The organism is Fulvivirga sediminis (assembly GCF_016757215.1).
In the GTDB taxonomy this organism is placed as follows: Bacteria; Bacteroidota; Bacteroidia; order Cytophagales; family Cyclobacteriaceae; genus Fulvivirga; species Fulvivirga sediminis.
The window spans coordinates 144,981-167,025 of sequence record NZ_JAESIY010000008.1 but is presented as its reverse complement, the minus strand read 5'-3'; the positions used below and the strand labels follow the sequence as shown (position 1 = coordinate 167,025).

Sequence of the window (22,045 nt, the reverse complement as noted above, 5' to 3'; positions counted from 1 at the left end):
AAAATATTTTGTTTATTTATTGGTTTTGATAACGTCAATAATTTCAAACTCCTCAGAATTCACTAACTCTAGTTCACTTGGATCTACAACTTCTTCCTTGTCAGGAATAACAGGCTCTGAAGGCACCTTGGGCACAAAACTCAAAAAAGCTCTAAAGTGCTTATTGAAAGAGGCCGAAATAACTATTAAAAGCATAATAGCCCCGACTGCTATAAACATTAATCTTACATTCTGCTGAGCCATATCTAGAACTATACCCGCCGCTCCATATGAAATAGGAGTTATACCTTCTGTAAAGGTGGTCAGGTTACCGAAAACCCTGCCTCGCATTTTTTCATCTGTATTAAACTGTATTAATGTTATAATACTGATATAATTAAAACCATTGCACAGACCTATTATAAAAACAAAAAGCATAATCAGAACTATCTCATTCACCACCCCCAATAGCACTACCAGTATCCCCATGGCCAGCCAAGCTAAGGAAATGGCTACCTGTCTTGTTTTACCTTTAAAATTGACTGATCCTGCACCAAGATATCCTAATACTGCACCTGCCCCAAAACAGGCCATTACATACCCGTACCAATCTGGAGATAACTTCAAATCATCTTCAATAAAAAATGGCAAGAATAATACTAAAGGAGCCAAAAAAAAGCTGATACAGGTTATTACTAAAAAAACTGTGCGTAGACCGTTATTTTTCCAAATATATTGAAAGCCATCACCCGTTTCAGTTATGAAACTCTTCCATTTCCTAGCTTTACTTAGTACTACTTTGGCTCTGGATTTTTCATGAGCGAATACCATGAAGCTTTCGGAAAAAGCAGATACCAAATAGCTAATTCCATCTACCAAAAAAAGTACGGGTGCTCCCAATATACGAAAGCACACACCTCCAATTCCCTGCCCTAAAAATATGGCTAATTGAGTGGATACCTGTATTAATGAATTAGCTTTCTCCACTTTTTCCTTCGGCACTATATTAGGTATACTAGATAATACTGCTGGCTCAAAAAACGCCTTTGCAGTAGCCACCATTACGCTTACCATAAATAAAGCCACTAACAACGCTGCTTCAGGCACAGAAAACCATACCATAAGAGCAAATGACGTTACGACTATACCATTAATAAGATCGCACAATACTATCACCTTTTTGCGCGAAGCTCTGTCTGATAAGGTGCCTCCAAATGGTCCCAAAACAATTCCAGGAATTGTGCTTACCATAAGTAAAATACCCAGCAATGAAGCAGAGCCAGTTACCTCCTTGATCCAGAAGATCATACCTATATGAAATGCCTGAGACCCTAACTGACTAACCAACTGCCCCTGCCATAGCAGCACAAAGTTCTTATTGAATAACTTATTTTTCATGCCTGTTTTTTCTACACGTTTTATATAATTATTCATTCTTTAACTGTTTCTCAGTATAGAGTTCAACTACTTCTTGCCTAACTAGCTGCTCAAAACTTTTGACAATTGTTTTGATGGTTCGTTTGGCCACTGCCTTTTTATTAAAGGCAATGTAAAGTTCTAGCTGGTTATCTAAAAAGAATTCGACTGATACATCATGTGCTGTTTGGCCATAAAAAGATACGTCTTTTACGGAGATGTAATTATCATTTTTTGTATTTTTTACTGTATCCTTAACGGATTTTCTTGGGTAATTCTGCACTACAACAACATGATCTATATTTATATTATACTGTAGAAGTAATTGATCTACAGCTACATATTCATGAGTTTGACTATCCAGAAAGTGCCGCTTGGTATTCATGGAAAGTTCAGATAATTCGGTTTCTTTAATGCTCTCAAAGCGCAAAGGCACTACATTTATAAAAAGCCCTATGGTTTGCAGAGCACCCTCAAGATTCATAGGTCTTCCAGAAACCACTGTGCCAAATAGTACATCTTGCTGCTTAGAAACACTGCTAATCACTTTTGCCCAAATGGACATTAATAAATGTGAAAGAGTGATTTGATGGTCTTGAGCAAATTCTTGAAGCATTTGTGTCTGATTAAGAGAGAGCTCCAAGCTTACTGCATCATAATCATCACCTTCATTTCTCCGTTGTTTCCTTGGTATCAGCTCTTGGTGATGATATCCCTTCATATATTCAGACCAATATTCTAAGGACAGCTGATGATTAATCTGATTTAACCACTTTATAAATTTTTTATAAGAAGTCTTTGCTCCTAATTCTAATTTCTGATGATTTATGAATGAATTATAGATCTCAGTTAGTTCATCAAGAATAATATGTATACACCATCCATCCATCAGTATGTGATGAAAAGTAATTAATAGCATATCCTCTGACATGAACCCTCTCAATAAAGTAAATCGAACGGGAGCTTGCTGTTTAAAATCAAAACCTTGAGCTCTGTCACTACTTACTACTTCATTTATACCTTGCGATAATCCTGTTTGAGCCACCATCATCCTATAATTAATTGAATGTGGAGGAAGCACCGCTTGCACCGGCTGACCTTGATAATTCTGATAAAATATGGTTCTTAACATCTCGTGCCTTTCCACCAAATAATCTAGCGTCTTACGGATTGAAAGTTCATCTACTTTACCGTCGAATTGCAATAACATTTGCTGCACATATGCCTCACTATCAGGGTAGCTGCTTTTATAGTTAAAGAGAGCCTCCTGTACCGGCGAAAGGCCGAAAGCATCTATAGGGTAAACCTGTGGCTGCTCATTATGTAAAACGTCAGATAGACCATTGGTTGCTGTCGATTTTATGATCTTTTTCAAACCATTTTCAAAACCTTTTAACAGCTGAGACATACATTTTTCAGTATGCCGACGAGGGTTATAACCCAGACTCAACTTCATCATTCCTCCAGTGATTGCGCCAGACACTTCCAGCTCATTATACCGTCTATCACGAGGATCGATATCCTCAGGTGTATAATCACCGGCCATCTTGAGTATCTCTGACTCGGCACTATTATCCAGTTCACCTAAATAGTTAAATGCTATGGCTGGATTTTTTAACGAACTTTTATTTCTCTGCTTTAAAACACCATATCCCAGCCCCTTATGAGGTATTTTTCCTCTTGTCTCTTTTACTTTTTGTACCTGAACTAAAACAGAATCTGATTTATTGAATTGAAAAACCAAAGGGTACATAGACGTAAACCATCCTACCGTTCTACTCACATCCAGTCCTAATTCATTTTCTCTTCCATGCCCTTCAAGAAGTATACTAATATGATCCAGGTCGAAGCTTTCATTTATAGCCATACCCAATGCAGTAAGTAATATATCATTGATCTCGCAATTCATCAACTTGGGTACCTGAGACTGTAACATCTCTGTCTCTTTAAGTGATAGTACCAAAGAAATTTCCATAGCCTCCCCTACTAAATCTTGCTCTATTGACTTTCCTGGTATATGCTCAACCACTCCCTCTTCGGCCTCATTCCAAAATAATTTCTCTTTTAACAGCTCCGTACTGTTTGAGTAGTTATGCAATGCTATAACCCACTGATAGTAAGAGTTCGTAAGAACAGGAATCTTTGGTTTTTCTCCTTTTTTATAACTTTCATAAAACCTCACAAGATCTTCATGAATAATGCGCCAAGAATAAGTATCTACCACCAAATGATGTAACGCTATGAATAATTGATCTTTATCCTGAAAATTAAAGATGGCAGTTTGGATAAGCTCCGCCTTTTCAGGCCTCATCAATTGCTGCATTGATTTGATTATACTATCCCTTTTCTCTAAAGGAGACGTTTCTTCAGATAGGTCATATACTATTAAATTCACCTTATTGTTAGATAAAACTTGCTGCCTCCACCCCTGATCTGTTTTGAAAAATTGCGTTTTAAGCATCTCATGATGTATACTGAGATCTCGGACTGCCTGCCTCACAGCATCTATATCTAAACGTTCATTAGCATCTAGAACTATGGATTGATTATAATAATTGATGCTTTCTCTTTCACCCGAGAAAAACCAATTCTGAATGGGAGATAGAGGGAAAGGATCGACAGAAGTAGCTGGTGATATTGACAGTTCAGCGGTTTGCAATAAAGGACTAAGAGAAGCAATGTTACCCTTTTCATAAAGGCTTTTAACATCTAACATATAACCAGCCTGCCTTAAGTCTGCAGTCATCTGTAATGCTTTTATACTATCACCGCCCAACTCAAAGAAATTATCTGTTAATGACAGTGCAGATCTATTCAGATACTTCCTAAAAACTTCGTATAACACTCTTTCTTTATCACTTAGCAGGTTTTCATTTTTAATGATATTAGTTTCAAAATCACCCTTTCTACTCAGTGCTAATTTTTCGAAATCAACCTTCCCATTATTATTAAGTGGAAAATCTGAAACTAAATAGATGTAAGCAGGAATCATATAGTCAGGCAAGAACTTCATCAGGTAGGATCTCAGTATCTCTTTATTGATAGCTATTTCTTCTGATTCTGCAATTACATAGGCTACTACCTCTTTGGGGCTTGTTTCTGTAACATGAACTACAGCATTTTTAACAATCTTGTTCTGCATCAAACAAGCTTCAATTTCGCCTAACTCTACCCTATGCCCCCGTATTTTCACCTGATCATCTACCCTTCCCATAAAATCCAGCGTGCCATTAGGCAGCCATTTCACTAAATCTCCGGTGCGGTATAATCGTTCTTCTTTTAAATAAGGTGAGGTTATAAATTTCTGGTCGGTAAGGTCTTTGTTACCATAATACCCCAAGGCCAGCCCCACTCCTGCCAGGCACAACTCCCCCTGCCACCCCATGGGTACAGGTTCTAACCTATCATTAAGCACATAGCATCTTATGTTACTTATAGGCTTTCCTATACTTACTCTTTTCTGTCCTTCAACTAAACCTGCTACCTTATTAACTGAGGCACATACGGAACATTCCGTTGGTCCATAAGCATTATAATAATTGAGCTTACCGCTCCAGTGTGCTACATCCTTTATTATAGCCGGCTCACCAGCTGTAATAATATGTTTTAATGTAGGAAAATCACAGCCTGATAATAAATTTAGATAAGTAGGTGGCAAAGTGACTACAGTTACTTCATTATCATTTATATAGGAAACAAAGCTCTTTATATCTCTAACGATAGCTTTGTCTATAATAACCATTGAAGCTCCCGAATACAGTGCCATAAAAATTTCATAAATGGACGCATCAAAAGCCAGCGAAGCAAATTGTAAAACTTTATCATTAGGGGTCAGCTCAAACAACTTGGCCTGATCCAGACTCATATTTACATTACCCTTATGAGGAACCAGCACTCCTTTTGGCTTCCCTGTAGACCCTGAAGTGTATATTAGATATGCTGCAGCTTCTGGTTGTATATTTTTATGAGGATCATCATACCGTTCATCTTTATCAAGCTGCATATCCTCTATTAGAATAATGGTGCGAGACAAATAAGATTCTTTTGGGATATGATTTAAATGCTCTGCATCCGTAACAACTATTTCAGCTCCAGAGTCTTTCAAGATGTATTCTATACGATTTTCAGGAGAAGATGGGTCTACAGGCATGTAAATAGCTCCACATTTCATTATACCCAGCATACTTGCAATAGTATTTACATTTGAAGGACAAATGACCGCAACTCTAACACCTTCAGCAACCCCTTTCTGCTCAAGGTAATGCGCTGCCTGGTTAGCCATATTATTTAGCTGAATATAATTAACCTTGTGCTCATTATGAATAATAGCTATTGCCTCTGGGGTTAACACAACTTGTTTTTCAAAGGTGTTAACCATAGTACCTGTAGAAGTAATAGGCTTACTTGTATTATTAAAATCATAAAGCAGCGTTTTTTCCTCCTCTGCCGATAGATATGGAATACTAAGCAACGGTTTTTTAATATCCGCCAGAACGCCATCAATAAGGTTAGTGAAATAACTGAAAATTTGATAGACCGAATCTTCACTAAACCTATTCCTATTGTAAATGAATTCTAGTTTTAGCTCCTGACCAGTATGTATCATTACACTAAAATGAAAGTTAGTCTGTTCAAAAGAGTCTATGTTATCCAAGCCTAGCTTAAGAGCTATATCTTCATTTGGTGCCAGTGTGCCTATTTCCTCCTCCTCTAATGGATAGTTAGCAAAAGCAAGTATATGATCAAACAGCTGCTGATGGAGTGCTGATAAGCCTTGTATTTCTCCTAATGGCAGGTATTGATATTTTTCACTTGAAGCAATCTGTACTTGCAAGGCTGCCATTACATGCTCCATTGTGGTGGTATTAGCCAAACTAACTCGTACAGGAACAGTATTGATAAATAAACCGATCATACGCTCAATACCTGGTACCTCGGCAGGTCTACCTGAGAGTACTTCTCCATAGACTACATCATTTTTTCCCGTATATTTAGCCAGCAAAAGACCCCAAAAAGCTTGTAAAGCCACATTTAAAGTCACCCCTGCCTGACTTGCCACTTTTTTAATACGTTCAGTACGATCCTGATTAAGCCCTAATTGAATTACCTCATTTTCATATTCATCTTTTAAAAATGTACTCTGAGAAGTTATTTCAGCTAGTGAAGAATAACCACTAAGTAGTTCCTTCCAATAAGCCCTTGCCCTATCTTTATTTCTAGTGTTCAGCCAATCCTGATAATGAGCATAGGATGGTGCTGGAAGTAATTGAATCGGCTTGCTCTCGCACAATCCATAGTAGATTCTAAATAGTTCGCTGAAAATTATTCCTACACACCAACCATCAATAATAATATGATGATGACTCCAGATAAACTCATACTTTTCATCCTCTATTTTTAATAAATATACACGCACTAAAGGCTCTTGTGATAGATCAAATGGAACCTCTTTATCCGTCTCCTTTATTCTGCTAATCTTATTGACCTTTTCACTTGACTCACTGGCACTTATATCATCATAATAAAACTTTACTTCTCTATTTTTTAAAATCAGTTGCAATGGTCCGACTGTAGTTTCCACAAAGGCTGCCCGCAGAATTTCATGTCTTAGCATCAATTCATTGAAAGCTTTTTGAAAATGCTTAGGGTTCACTTTACCATAAATAGGGAAAGAAGTCTGTTCAAAATATGCCAATGATGTTGATGAGACCTTATCATTATAAAACAAGGCCTTTTGCATGGCAGATAAGGGATAAATAGTTTCTAATGAAAACTCCTTTTGAAGCTCATCAAGCTCCTCTATAGAGAGGTGATTCACATGGGTGTCATGCGGTGTGAGGTGTGAGTTATCAACATACTTACAAACCTGCAACAAATTATCCAGCTCGTTAAGCCAAGTCTCTCCTAATAGCTTTATAGTAGCATGATCTATTTGTTTATCAGTATAATTAAACTGTATACTAAGTTTTTTATTAATCACTTCAGCGGTAACCTCTAGAGCATACCTTCTTTTATTGTGAGGTGATTCTTGAATACCTGTATTATCTGTACTTACAGTAAAATGTTTTTCTTCCCAATCTCCGTCAAACTGTCCTAAGTAATTAAATAGCATTACAGGTTTAAAAGCTCTGGTTATATCACTAAAATCAGCCATTAAATACTTCGCTATACCATAACCGAAGCCTTTTTTTGGTATTTTGCGCATGTATTCCTTCACGGTTATCAGCTTTTTCTCTAGTGATGACTCTGGAAGCGTAATAGCCACCGGAAATACTGTTGTAAACCACCCCATAGTACGACTCACATCTACCGATACGGGAAGCTCTTCTCTTCCATGTCCCTCAAAGTCAGCTACAAACTTTTCGGCCCCAAAGCATTGCTGAACAGCCATAGCCAGCGCTGTAATGAGAATATCACTCACTTCAGTATTATACTTATGATGAACTTCAGAAATAAGAGTTAACGTTTTCTCTTTTGATAATGACAGTGTTAATGTACTGGCATCAGAGACTAGCCCTGAGTCAGCCGTTTTTATGCCTAAGGTTGGAACGGTAGTGTTTTTAACCAAATCCAGCCAATAAGTACGCTCAACTTCTGAAAGAAGCTTGTCAGTATTTTCCTTTAATAGACTGGCCCACAGCTGATAAGAATCCGTTTTAGGAGGAAGAGTTGCAGAATCATCACTCATAAAAGCTGAGTATAAATGGCCAAAATCTTCTATTAAAATCCTCCATGACACGCCATCTACCAGCGTATGATGTATAGCAATCAATAACTGATCATGAGATGGAAGTCTAAAGAGAGCTACTTTATACAACGGATATTGACTGAGGTCAAAGCTCTGTTGCAATCTTTCTACTTCGTAAGCCATTTGCTCCAATCCATCCGCGGGTGTTATATTGCGGTAATCATATTTCCATAAGATGAGGTCTGCTTGCTTAGCAGGCATAACATACCCTTTCCAGCTTTTATTTTTCTCTATAAAGTAAGTCCTCAAACTATCATGATGCTCCAATAAAGCTTTCCATACTCTTTTAAGCTTATCTTCCTCAAACCGCTGATTTGATTTTAGCCATACACTTTGATTGAAATGATGGGTGTCAGGCTTAATTTCTTCAAATAACTGATGGTAAATAGGCGTGAGAAGCACCTCCCCAACCACCTCTCCTTGGTTAGCTACTTTCTTTATAGGTTCCATTTTCAAAGCCATGTCACCTATTACAGGATGTAAAAAAACATCTTGTACTTTTAACCTATATCCTTTCGTCTGTAAGCGAGAGCCTAATAGAATAGCCTTGATAGAATCTCCCCCTATATGAAAGAAATGATCCGTTCTGCTAATCACCGCAGCAGTAAGTAAGCCTAATAGCACTTCACATAAAGCTTCTTCCTTTTCACCCACAGGAGCCAGGTAGTGATTAGCTAAAGACACGTTATGCTCTATTTGAGGCAAGGCTTTCCTGTCAATTTTTCCTGTAGGAGTTAAGGGAAAATGATCTAACTCTATCAAATGACGAGGCACCATATATTTAGGCAAATATTTAAAGCAAAAGTCTTTTAGAGCATCTAGTCCTCCTTGTACCTTACCTGTAAAATAAACGACCAGTTGATGAAGACCATTTTCTGAATTTACCACTGCTAATGCCTGCTTGACATCCTCATGACGGGTTAAAATAGCTTCAATTTCTCCCAACTCTATCCGGATTCCATTGATTTTTACCTGATGGTCTTTCCTTCCTAAATACATAATGTTACCATCATGACGACGAATAACAAGATCTCCTGTAGCATATAGGCTTTTACCTGAGATGTTTTTAAAAGGGTTGTTAATAAACACCTTTCTTGTCTTCTCAGGATCATTAAAATACCCCTCACCGACACAATCTCCCCCCAGAAAAAGCTCACCCACCACCCCAAAAGGAACAGGCTGATGTCTTTTATCTAAAACCAATGCTTTCACATTATCTATAGGCATACCTATAGGAATAGCATCCGGCACCTCTTCTGCCGCCCACATATGATAAAAAACAGTACCTATAGATGTTTCTGTAGGACCATAAGTATTAGTAATACTCACCTCAGGAAAAATAGCTCTGAAATTGCGAATAATCTTACTATTCATAGCCTCACCTCCAATTAGAAGATACTTAAGAGATTTAAAGCCACTGACATCCTGTTGGTTTACCTTTAAATAATCTACAAAGAGGGCAAAAACAGAAGGCACAAAATCGGTTATTGTTACTTTATATTCTCTAATTAGTTCGGCCACCTCCTGAAAGTCTAAAGCAGCAGAAGTAGCTGGTATAATTACCTGAGAGCCTGTGGTAAGGGGCCAAAACAGCTGCCATACAGCCGCGTCAAATATATGCTTACTAGTAAATAATATCCTCTCATTATTACCACCACTATACACATTATTCATATACATGAATCTGTTACGAATACCACGATGTAAATTCATAGCACACTTAGGCAATCCGGTACTACCAGATGTAAAAAATCCATAGATCAGATCATCTGGACTAATATCTATACCCGGGTTTTCTTCTTTACTATCTGCTGACTCTACATAAAAACAGATTTTGGGCTGTTTCACAGTAATTCCTTGATTACCAACCACAGCATCCATGAGTACTACCTTAGGAGATATAGTATCTAAAAGAAGTTGAATACGTTCCTGGGGCCAGTCAGTATCAAACGGAACAAAGACACCACCAACCTTCATCACCGCCAGCATTGCCACCGGTAACTCTACACTCTTCGTCATCAATAAAGGAATTAAGTCTCCTTTATTAATGCCTATATCCAATAATTCAAAAGCTAAAGCATTAGACTTTTCATTTATCTCTTTATAGCTAAACTGTTTTTGTTTATAGTGAATGGCTGTAGCTTCCGGATATCTTTCAGCACTTTTTTCTATCATCTGCACTATAGTATCTCCATCAGGATAAGGAACATCTGTCATATTACATCCTGTGGTAAGCTGGTACATTTCCTGGGTTGTAAGCATGCTTACATGGCCTACTATTTCCTCAGGTTTTTGTAACATATTCATCAGCAGCTGATGGTAGTGATTAATTAGCTGAAGAGCCATTTCATCACTAAACAGATCAGTGTTATATTCCAGTCTTAGAGAAAGGTCTTGCTCTCCTTCCGTAAAATCAAAACAAAGGTCGAATTTGGAAACTTGAGTATCTGTTTCAAAAAGCTTTAGGTCAAATCCACTCCACTGGTCTAAGGATGACTGCACATCGCTCGTATTATCCATGGTAATCATTACATCGAATAATGCAGAACGTGACAAGTCTCGCTCTACTTTACTATTCTCTACTAGTTTATCAAAAGGATAAGCCTGAAACCTGTAGGCCTCCATAAGGTTATTATGCACCTTTTTTACCACCTCAGCAAAATTTTCTTCATCGTAAATTTGGGTTCTTATAGCTAGTGTATTTACAAAGAAGCCTATTTGATTTTCAAGGTCTACGTGTTCTCGACCAGACACAGGAGTTCCTATTATCATATCAGCCTGATGAGTATACTTATGCAGTAGAACATATAGTGCAGCCATTAAAGTAGTAAAACCCGAAACCTGATAAAGCCTATTAAATTTTTTAAGTTGCTGCCTTTCATTCACCGAAAATTGCTTCACCAACGCAGCACCTCTATATGTTTTTACAGCTGGCCTGGTATAGGTTGTAGGCATATCTAGCACAGGAATGTCTCCCGAGTATAATGAAAGCCAAAAATTTTCGGCCTCTTCCATTCTGTCTCCTGCTAATTGTCGGTTGTGCCACACGGCATAGTCCTTATATTGTATGGCCAATGGTGTAGGATTATAATCCAAGCCTTTACTCAGGCTATCGTAGGCGGTAAACCAGTCGCGTATAAGTACCTCTATAGACCAAGCATCTGCTATAATATGATGCATAGTAATAAGGATTACATGCTCTTGCTCTGACAGCTTTAATATTTTTACTTTTATAGCGTGTTCAACAGCTATATCAAACACCTCATTAGCAAAATCTTTTGCTAGTTTATCTGCAACATCTTTTGGATCAGGGCTGGAGGAAATATCTCTGAACGAAAATGTCTTTAAAACATCCTTATCAATAAGTTTTTGTCTAGGTTCACCATAATTCTCTATAATAACCGTACGTAGAATCTCGTGCCTGAGAAAGAGTTGGGCATATGCATTCTGCAAAGCTTCCAAGTTTAATTCACCCTTAAAAAGAAGTGCTCCTGGCATGTTATAAACCGTACCCTGATCTTCTAATTTATTAAGAATCCATAGCCTTTTCTGACCATATGACAGCTCATAATCCTCTAATTCTTCAACCCTTTTAATAGAACCCGCTGATTCAGTACTCTTTAATATCTCCGCTTCCAGAACATGAGACAAACTCAGAATAGTGGTATTCTCAAAAAGCTTCCTCAAATCGGTTTTATAATTCAGTTGTTGATAAATACGAGAGGCTACTTGTGTGAGCTTTAAGGAATGACCTCCAAGCTCAAAGAAGTCATCTTCTAAGCCAATAGGAGATAGATGAAGAACTTCTTCCCAAATAGATACCAATGTTTTTTGCAATTCTGTTTCCGGTGCCTTATAGGTCTTTTCAGGCGTATAACTATCTAGCTTTTCCAATAAAGCTCTACGGTTCACCTTCCCATTTCGTGTAATGGGCCATGTATCCATTTTCAGCAGATATGAAGGAACCATGTACGCGGGCAAAGTATGCTTTAAGTGCGCCCGCACCTGAGCAGTATCTAAACGAGAATTATCCCCCGCATAAAAGGCTGCCAACTGTTTATTACCATTAGCATCGTCAACAGCTATCACCACAGCATGCTCAATAGCGGAATATTCCACAAGAACATTTTCAATTTCACTGAGTTCGATTCTAAAGCCTCTGACTTTAACCAACGAATCATTTCTGCCTATCATCATTACATTTCCATCCTGAAGCCAATAAGCAAGATCTCCGGACCGATACACTCGCGTGCCTTTTATGACATCTAATAAGAAATGAGCTCTGTTTAATTCCGAATTATTGAGGTATCCAAGAGCTAGCCCTGGCCCTGCAATATAAAGTTCACCCGCCACACCTGTAGGACATGGCATGCCATGTTCATCTAAAATGTAATAGCGCGTATTGGCTATTGGCTTACCTATAGGCACATAATTCACATTAGGTAATTCTCCATTTACCGCTTCGTAATAGCTGGAATCTACAGTTGCTTCTGTAGTACCATAACTATTAATAATACGCATCTGATGCCCAAAACGCTCACTCAGCTTACGATAGTCTTCCATCATAAAAACGTCAGAACCTACTATTAGCAGCTGCATAAAGGACACATCTAATCCATTTTCAAATACGTAGTCCATTAATGGTAAGATCAAAGATGGAGTAGATTCGAAAATATTGATCTTACGAGTATTTATAAGATCATAAAGCCCTTCTATATCCATCCGTATGTACTGAGGGCAAATAACCATGTAGCCGCCCGATAAAATACCTCGGCAGAAATCTCCCACAAACACATCCCAGGCTATGCTGGCCAGCTGAAGGTAATGCTCTTCAAAAGTATTTAAGCGGTATTCTTTTAGCCATGAATAGGCCATATTGATAATAGCCTGATGAGCCACTTCAACTCCTTTAGGCTTTCCGGTAGAGCCTGAAGTATAAACTATATATGCCGCTTGATCCTGAATATTAGCAAAAGGCAGATTGACAACAGACTCATTGCAGACAACCTCCTCCAGATTTTTCACATCATAACAAGCAACACCTTCAGCGTCCAAGATTTCACCCCTTTCCTGATCTGTTAACAATAGCTTGGGACCACTATCAGAAATAATATAGTCCACTCTACTCGGCGGATATTCAGGATCAATAGGCAGAAAAGTAGCTCCTGCTTTCAGGACGCCTAAAAAATAGACATACATCATTTCTGACCTACTTACCATCACACCTACCCTATCCCCAGACTGAACCATAAGGACATTTCTCAAATAATGAGCCCATTGATTAGCCTTTTCATTGAGTTTTTGATAGGTAAAGGTTTTCTCTTCATATATAATAGCGATTTTATCAGGCGTTTTAGTGACTTGCTCTTCAAATACCTCTGGCAGTGCATTTTTCATAATTACCTCTTGCCTTGATACCTCATTAAAAGATTGAAGCACTAACCTTCTTTCATCATCACCAATCCAGTCCATTTGGGCTATGGACTGATTCTCGCTTGACATCCCCTCTAATATTTTACTATAAAAAGACATCCACTTTTTTAATGTGTCACTGGTGAGCAGGTCTGTATTGTAATCACAGTCTATCCATAATTCTCCATTTATTTCGGTAACATCTACCGATAAATCATAAGCGGTGGCAGCCACATCTCCTTGGGAAAAATATGAGTCTAAACCTTCAAAAGACGGGATTTTTACTCTGGGGTTAACTGTGAATAACACTTCTGCCAATGGCGCTCTGCTCTTATCACGAGTTTGAGGCATTTCATTCAATAAATCAGCAAAAGCAAATTGTTCATGCTGAAAACTTTCTAGAAGCTCTTGCCTAACTGCCTGAACATGCTGCTTTATAGTGTAAGAGCCTTTAAGAGAGCTTTTAATGGGCACCACATTAGCGCAATAGCCCACCATACAGGTATCGTCTTCATCATTTCTACCTGCGGTAGGAATACCAATTACCAAATCATTCTGGCTACAAAGTTTGTGCATTAAAATGGAAAAGCCTGATAAGAGTGTCATAAAGGGCGTTACCCCTTGTTTTTTACTTACTTCTTTAACGGTAGAATTTAATTTTTCAGAAAAGACAACCGTGCATCGTGCTCCCGCATATGTTTTTTGAGGTGGTCTATTGGTATGTATAGGTAAATTCAAAACAGGCATCTCCCCTGAGAATTTTTCTAAAAGATATTGTTTTGATTTTTCATACTCTTTGGAAAATGCATCTTCGGTTCTTCTTTTTAAGTATGAAGCAAAGGAACCAGGCTTTGACAAAATAACAGGCTTATTGGTCACCATAGCAGAATAGCATTTACTCCATTCTTCTAGCAAGAGACTTACTGACCAGCCATCACTCACAATATGATGACTCACTAATATCAACTCAAAATGATTATCTTCCAGAGCTAAAAGACAAGCTCTTATTAAAGGTGGTTGGCTAAGGTCGAATACCTTACTTGCAACTTCCTGTTTAGCCATACTTATGGCTTCTTGTTGTATAGAAGTAGCCATACCCTTAAGAGACATTAACTCAAGCTCACAGATTACGTTATTTATAACGGTCTGAAATTCACCTTCCTTATCAATACTTATTCTTAAGGCCTCATGCCGATCGACCAACTGCTGTAAAGACTTTTTTAGTACATGAACATCCAAATTTCCTTTTAGCGTTACTGCTCCTATCATGTTATAAGCAGCTGCCCCTTCAGGACTCATAGCGGACAGCATCCACAGTTGCTTTTGAGCACTGCTAAGAGGTGTAGAGTTAGAGCCGTGAGATACACCATTGGTAGATAATGGTTGGGCCGCAATATCAAAACCTTTAATTAGAACCTCATTTCCATGATCAGGACCTTCTGGGGTAGCTTCCGGAAAAAAGCCACCTGCTATCATTTCTTCAATAGCTTCCTTTACTTTTACAAGTATGGACTGAATATTTTCCAGGGTATGTTCTGTTGATATAAAACATATTTTTCTTTCCCAGCCATAAACCCCTTTATAAATCAATAGCTTATGAAAAATTTCTAATTCTATAGGTCTTAGCATCGCCGAATACTTCCCTGAACCCTCAAATCGGAATAAAGATCCAAAATTCACTATCTTAATGCTTATAGAAAGATTTTGAAAAAAGGCATTTAATGAAGCGGCCATGTAATCTGTGAGCCTATTCACACGCTCATACATGGCATTACCTTCTTCTATAATTTTTTCAGTAACTGCCAGAGCAGCTGCCATCGCTAGTGGATGCTTACAAAAGGTGCCTCCAAAAAAGGTCATAGGTACAGAAGGATAAGAATCATCTCCATAAGACCAACTACCTCCATCGATCACATCCATATATTCCTTTTTACCAGCTACCACACCTATCGGCATACCTCCACCGATTACCTTGCCATATGTGGTAATATCAGATTTAAAATCAAGTAACTGCTGAGCACCACCAGGAGCTATACGGAAACCGGTAATAATTTCATCAAAAATCAAAGCCACTTTATTCTTTTGAGTGACCTGCCTCAATTGTCTTAAAAAAGATATTGGGAAAATACCCGGTCTGCGACTCTGAACTGGCTCTATAAGTACAGCCGCAATTTCAGCAGCATGCTCTTCTATATATCGGATTGAATCTTCACTATCGTAAGGTAGCACTATGGTGTCTTCAACCATTCCAAGAGGTGTTCCTGGCGCTATAGGAAAAGATCTTTCGTTATCCTCGCTTGTGCCTGGCTGAGCAAGATTACCGTCAAAGGTACCATGATAAAAACCTTGAAAAACTACTAATTTCTGTTTATTATGCTTGGCTCTGGCAATACGTACTGCAGCCATTACAGCTTCGGTTCCTGTATTACAAAATGTAATTCTCTCTTGCCCGGTAATTGCACTAATACGCTGTGCCAGCTCACTTACCTTATCAAATTGAGAGGCCAGCTCTATACCTTCATGTAACTGATCTGAAACAGCCTTTTTTATAAATAAAGGAGTATTGCCAAAAAAATTAACTCCATAGCCCAAAGCCACGTCAACATATTCATTACCATCTATGTCCTTGAATTCTCCTCCTTTTGAGGATACCGAAACTATGGGATATTGCATCTCTTTGAGCAGCATTCTAAAATCAATAGAATTTATCCAATCAGCCAATACTGCACGACTCTCCTGAGCATAAAGCTTAGAACCTGCCGTTCTTGAAGTAAATTTTGCGACCAATTGATCAAGAAATACTTGCTGCTTATCCGTTAATTGCCGCGGCTCATTAAGCATTATTTCTTTGGCATTAGCCGGAGGTATTGAGCTTTCTTTTTTCTGCCTCTTTTCATAATTTACCTCTGAAGTACTTGCACTATAAGTCGACGAAGATGAAAGAGCCTCTATTTGTCTCTTAAGTGTGTCTTGCAGCAGCACATTATTCTTTTCTAGTAAAGCCAGTTGTTTTTCAAAGAGATGCTCCTTTCCTCTGCTCGCTGCCAAAACTTTAATATCGCTCGCTTCGCCCTCCTTATTTTCTGTTTCTAAAATCGGTTCTACAGCTGGATTTACGTGTGCATGAGATTTTACATATTGGTCTTTAATAGTTTGAGGAATATTTTCATCAATGTAAATGGCAAGCTTCTTCAATGTATTCTGATACTCAAAAAGCTGATTGATCTGCAACTTCACATGATACCTCTTATTGATTTTTTGTAATAAACTCATCATAACCAGAGAATCCATGCCCAGCTCTAAAAGCATACTATCTTCCTCTATTGCATCAGGCTCTATCTCCATTGGTTCACTAACCATCCTTTTTAGCTCAGCTAAGATTACCATTGACACCTCTTGCGTAGACTGCTTAGGAACTTCATTTATAAATTGATCAGATAAAACATCTTGCTTCTTATGTACATTTGTTTTAATCCATAATTTTTCCCGCTGAAAGGGATAAGTTGGAGTTCCTTCTATTCTAGTAACGGGCATGGGAATAATTTCTTTCCAGTTTACCTTACACCCATTAATGTACATTAGAGACAAACTATCCAGCATTGTTTTCCATTCGTCTCTATTTTTACGAATGCTTGATAACCATACATTATCCCCATCAACATTTAAAGCTATACTCTGCCCCATAGCAGTGAGCGTTCTTCCAGGGCCTACTTCAAGAAAAATATTAGAGGTGTTTTGCTTTAATAAATTATCTATACTATCCTTAAAACGTACTGTCTGAAGTATATGCTCGCACCAGTAATTGGGCTGTAGTAATTCCTGAGAAGCTGATTTGCCAGTAAGGTTAGAAATAATATCAATAGTCGGCTGATGAAACGACGTTTTTTCAAGCTCTTTTTTAAAGTCACTCAACATAGGTGCCATTAATGGTGAATGAAAGGCATGAGACACTTGAAGATACTGAACAGTGACGCCTTGTTTGATTAGGGTATCACTTATCTCTACAAGCTGTTCCTTACTTCCTGAAAGAACAAATTGCTGATCTGTATTTTCTGCTGCTATGGCCACCAGCTCCTTATCAAGTATTAGTGGTGTAATTTTGTCTTTAGTAGTAAACACCGCCAGCATGTCACCATCAACAGGAAGCTGCTGCATTAATTCTCCTCTTTTAGCCACCAGCCTCAAGGCATCTTCTAAAGAAAATATGCCCGCCACACATGCAGCAGTATATTCTCCTATGCTATGCCCTAAAACATATTGAGGTCTAACACCCCAACTCAACCATAGCTCTGCCAAGCAATATTCTATCATAAAAATCAATGGTTGAGCATATTGGGTCTGATTCACTAGAGGATCATCGTTAAAAAGAATTTCTAATGCTGATCTATGCAGATACGGCCTAAGAAGGGAATCACAGCGATCCATCAGTTTCCTAAAAAAAGAATGACTCTTATATAGCTCCTTGCCCATACCGGAGTATTGAGATCCCTGCCCTGTAAATAAAAAAGTAACTTGTGGCAGCGTAGCACTAGCTTTATCTGAATAGTAAGTACCCGATAGGCCTCGCTGCTCATCTGCAAATGCTCCCAATTGAGTCAGTAGCTCCTCTTTATTAGAAGCGACAAATGTAGCCCTGTACGGCAAATCACTACGAGAAGTATTTATATTTTGAGCAATAGCCTGCCATTGTATGGAATCATTGCTTCTTATAAAATCTTTATAATTATTTGCAATATCTCTTAGAGCCTTAGGGCTTTTTGCTGACGCTTTTGTGACATTAAAAGTCAATGATTTCACTTGAGGTAGCTCCTGAGAGGGAACCTCCACATCTTCAACTATAAGGTGTGAATTAGTTCCTCCAAAGCCAAAAGAACTTATTCCTACACACCTAGAACGTCCATTTTTTTTCCATGGCCTAAGCTCTGTCACTATTTGCAGAAATTCACTATCATCATTTATTTTAGGGTTGATACTATTGAAATGTAATTGCTTGGGAAGGAAGTTATTTTTCAATATCAATACCGCTTTGATCAGCCCTGCTATACCAGCAGCAGGTTCAAGGTGACCTATTTGAGATTTCACCGACCCTACGTAACAAGGTTCTTCTCTCCTGTTAGTGGTTTTCATAACAGATAGCAAAGCATTGTATTCTATCGGATCTCCTAATGGAGTACCTGTACCGTGCATCTCTACATACCCGATATCAGACGGAGATATCTGAGCATTATGACAAGCTTTCATAATCACCTCTCTCTGGGCTGCACCGTTGGGAGCTGTTATTCCATTACTTTTACCATCTTGGTTGATTGCACTACCTCTTATTATTGCTTTTATATCATCATTATCTTTTATAGCATCAGCAAGCCTTTTCAAAACAACTATACCACAGCCTTCACCTCTTACATATCCATTAGCTTCAGTATCATAAGTTTTACAACGATTGTCTGGAGAGAGCATCTGCGCATCAGTAAACACCTCATTGATATCATTATTTAAAATGAGATTGACTCCTCCGGCAAAAGCCATTGATGATTCATTTCTACGTAAACTTTCACAAGCCTGGTGTACTGCTACTAATGATGAACTACAAGCAGTATCTACCACAATGCTTGGGCCTTTAAAATCAAAAAAGTAAGAGATCCTGTTGGCCAGAATACTAAAGGCATTACCAACACCTGTAGTATAGCTTAACCGGTTATCGCTAACACTTAGATTCTTCCAGTAATCGTTACCACTAGCACCTATAAAAACTCCTGCAGCACTACCTCTTAAATCTTCCTCTGTTAATCCTGCATTTTCAATAGTTTCCCAGGCCACTTCCATTAGAAGACGTTGCTGAGGATCCATGGATCGTGCATCTGCAGGTGAGATTTTAAAGAATCCTGCATCAAAACCATCCACTTCGTCAAGGTACCCACCTTCAAAATTTTCATCCTTAAGCCCCTGAGGATAAAGTTCATGTCGTTCATATGATAGTGGTCCCACCCCATCTTTTCCATAACGCAATAGCTGCTCGTATTCTTTTAAATTATGAGCTCCAGGAAAGCGACAGGCCATACCTATAATAGCTATTGGCTCTGCTTTCTGTTTTCCCTCAGCTTTATCAACCTTGCTTCTAACTGCTATGTCAGATGAGTGGTCCTTGGTAAGGTAGTTACTCAAATCACCAATAGTAGGGTACTCGTAGAGCAGCTCCGGGTGTAACTTTTCACCTACCATATCCCCCACTTCCTGACTCAGCTGCACTAGTTTAAGCGAATCCATTCCTAACTGAGAAAATACAGTGGTAGAATCAATAGAAGAAGGAGGTACATCTAGCTTTTCATAAACGAGCGCCATTATCTTTTCAGTAATAGCTCTGGTAGAAGAAGCAAATGGCTCCTTATTTGGCTGCTTCATTTTATCATCAGAACTCTTTACTTCAGCCTTCTTCTTAAAGCTCAGGTCCGGATTGTGCCATTGTGCCATGACCTCCAAGCTGTCTTCAATAAACGCCTTTTTGCATGCCCGTCTTTGAATTTTTCCGCTAGAAGTCTTAGGGACTCCCAATGTTTTTAATAAAATGATAACCCCTACCTGTATATCATGATTAACAGCAACGGCAGACCTAATATGTTTGATTATTTCATCCTTGTTAAAATTCTGCAAGGAGGTACGTTCCAGTTCCTGAATAATTACAAGAACTTCATCCCCATCATCCGAAAGCGTAGAAAAAGCGGCTCCACTGGCAGGTTTAAGATCCGGGTGGCACTTTTCTACTGTATACTCTACATCTTGAGGATAGATATTTTGACCTCTAATGATAATAAGGTCTTTATGACGCCCGGTAATATATAGTTCATTTTCTTTAACAAAGCCTAAATCACCGGTGCGTAAAAAGGGGCCCTCTCCTGTTCCTTTTATATAAGCATGAAATGTGTGCTTCGTCTCTTCCTGATTTCTCCAGTACCCCTGTGCTACAGAATCATTTTTCAACCAAACTTCACCTATTTCATTAGCTTCACATTTTTTTAGAGTATCCGGATTAACGATGAATACATCACTACCTTCAGGTATTTGCCCGTTACCAATTAGGCATATCTCACCTCCCTCAATCACTTCAATTCTATTATCAGCGGTAAGAGCGGCCTGAGAAACGTATATACTCTTAAATTTTTGATCAAAATCACTTATACTAATAGCAAGAGTCGCCTCCGCCATCCCATATCCAGGACAAATAGCTTCAGTCCTAAGTCCTTGAGGGGCAAAAGTTTCTATAAACTCATGTACTACGTCATAGCGTACAGGTTCTGCCCCATTTATTGCTGCCTTAAGAGAAGATAAATCAAGTGTTTTTTGTTGATCTTCACTGATTTTATCGCTACAAAGCTGATAGGCAAAGTTAGGAGCAGGAGTTATGGTTCCTTTAAAGTCACTTATAGCCTTAAGCCAGCGGTAAGGTTTTGCTAAAAAGAATACTGGGGGAATGAGACAGCATGTAATACCGGAAAATAAAGGTAGACAAATACCTATAATAAGCCCCATGTCATGAAATACAGGCAACCAAGAAACGATTACATCATCCTGCGATATAGCCAATTGCTTGTGCATGTAGCTAGTATTAGCAATAATATTTCCATGACTAACCATTACTCCTTTAGGGTTACCCGTAGAGCCTGAAGTATATTGAAGAAAAGCTAAATCATCTGGCAAATAATTTTCATTGGTGTAATCTTTACCTGAATACTGAAATTGATCTATTATCAGAAATTTGACCTCCCTATTATTCACCACTTCATTAAACCTGCGCTTAATGCTAGAATGAGTTTCCGAACTACATATAACAATCTTGGCTTCCGCATCTGATATGACTGATTCTAAACGTTTAATGGACTTATTATTCCGGGGAGGATAAATAGGAACAGCAATTACTTTAGCATATAAGCAACCAAGAAATGAAACTATGAAGTCTGTACCAGAAGCAAATAGCAACAAGGCTCTTTGTCCTTTAAAATTATGATGTTGTAAATAAGATGCTATTTCTCTCGCTTTGGTATCAATTTCTTCATAAGTAAGTGAATGTGTTACCTGTTCACCGTTTTCCAGGTATTTAAATACAACTTCATTGGAGGAAGTTGAACGTTTATGCATCACCAGTTCTGCTATAGAATTAAAAGACATGAGTAAAGTAGTTTAGGTTATTTATTAGGTAAAGAGTTTTGCAAGAAACATATTGAATATACACTGAAGTATTGTAAGAGCCTTCTAAGATAGAATTTCGAAATGGCCAACAGTTAATATGATAAAACCCTAACAATGAGTATCTTATCACTATTTAACATGTAATGTTTATAAAATATTTCTTCCTGCTTTATTCATCAGAAAAGAGAGATTTAATATTGCGTAAATTTCAATAGACATAGCTTCGCTCTGCTTGGCTGAAAAAGTTAGCCATGCCATTTCGAAAAAAGACTAAAAATTAAATGAAGGTTTTCTAAAACTTAGATAAAG

Annotated in this window: 2 protein-coding genes; both read right to left on the bottom strand. The window is 38.2% G+C overall.

From position 1 onward, the window contains the following. Positions 1-12 precede the first annotated feature (12 nt). The gene (locus JL102_RS15330; protein WP_202245307.1) at positions 13-1,413 is read right to left on the bottom strand and encodes an MFS transporter; all 1,401 of its coding nucleotides are present in this window, start codon (positions 1,411-1,413) and stop codon (positions 13-15) included. Next, positions 1,406-21,715 carry a non-ribosomal peptide synthetase/type I polyketide synthase gene (locus tag JL102_RS15325; RefSeq protein ID WP_202245306.1) on the bottom strand — a complete coding sequence of 6,770 codons (20,310 nt, stop codon included), beginning with the start codon at positions 21,713-21,715 and terminating at the stop codon, positions 1,406-1,408. The genes JL102_RS15330 and JL102_RS15325 overlap by 8 nt, the downstream gene beginning before the upstream one ends. Positions 21,716-22,045: the final 330 nt, after the last annotated feature.

Coding starts and splice junctions, on each gene's coding strand:
- JL102_RS15325 (WP_202245306.1), bottom strand. CDS start 21,715: ATGTCTTTTAATTCTATAGCAGAACTGGTGATGCATAAACGTTCAACT.
- JL102_RS15330 (WP_202245307.1), bottom strand. CDS start 1,413: ATGAATAATTATATAAAACGTGTAGAAAAAACAGGCATGAAAAATAAG.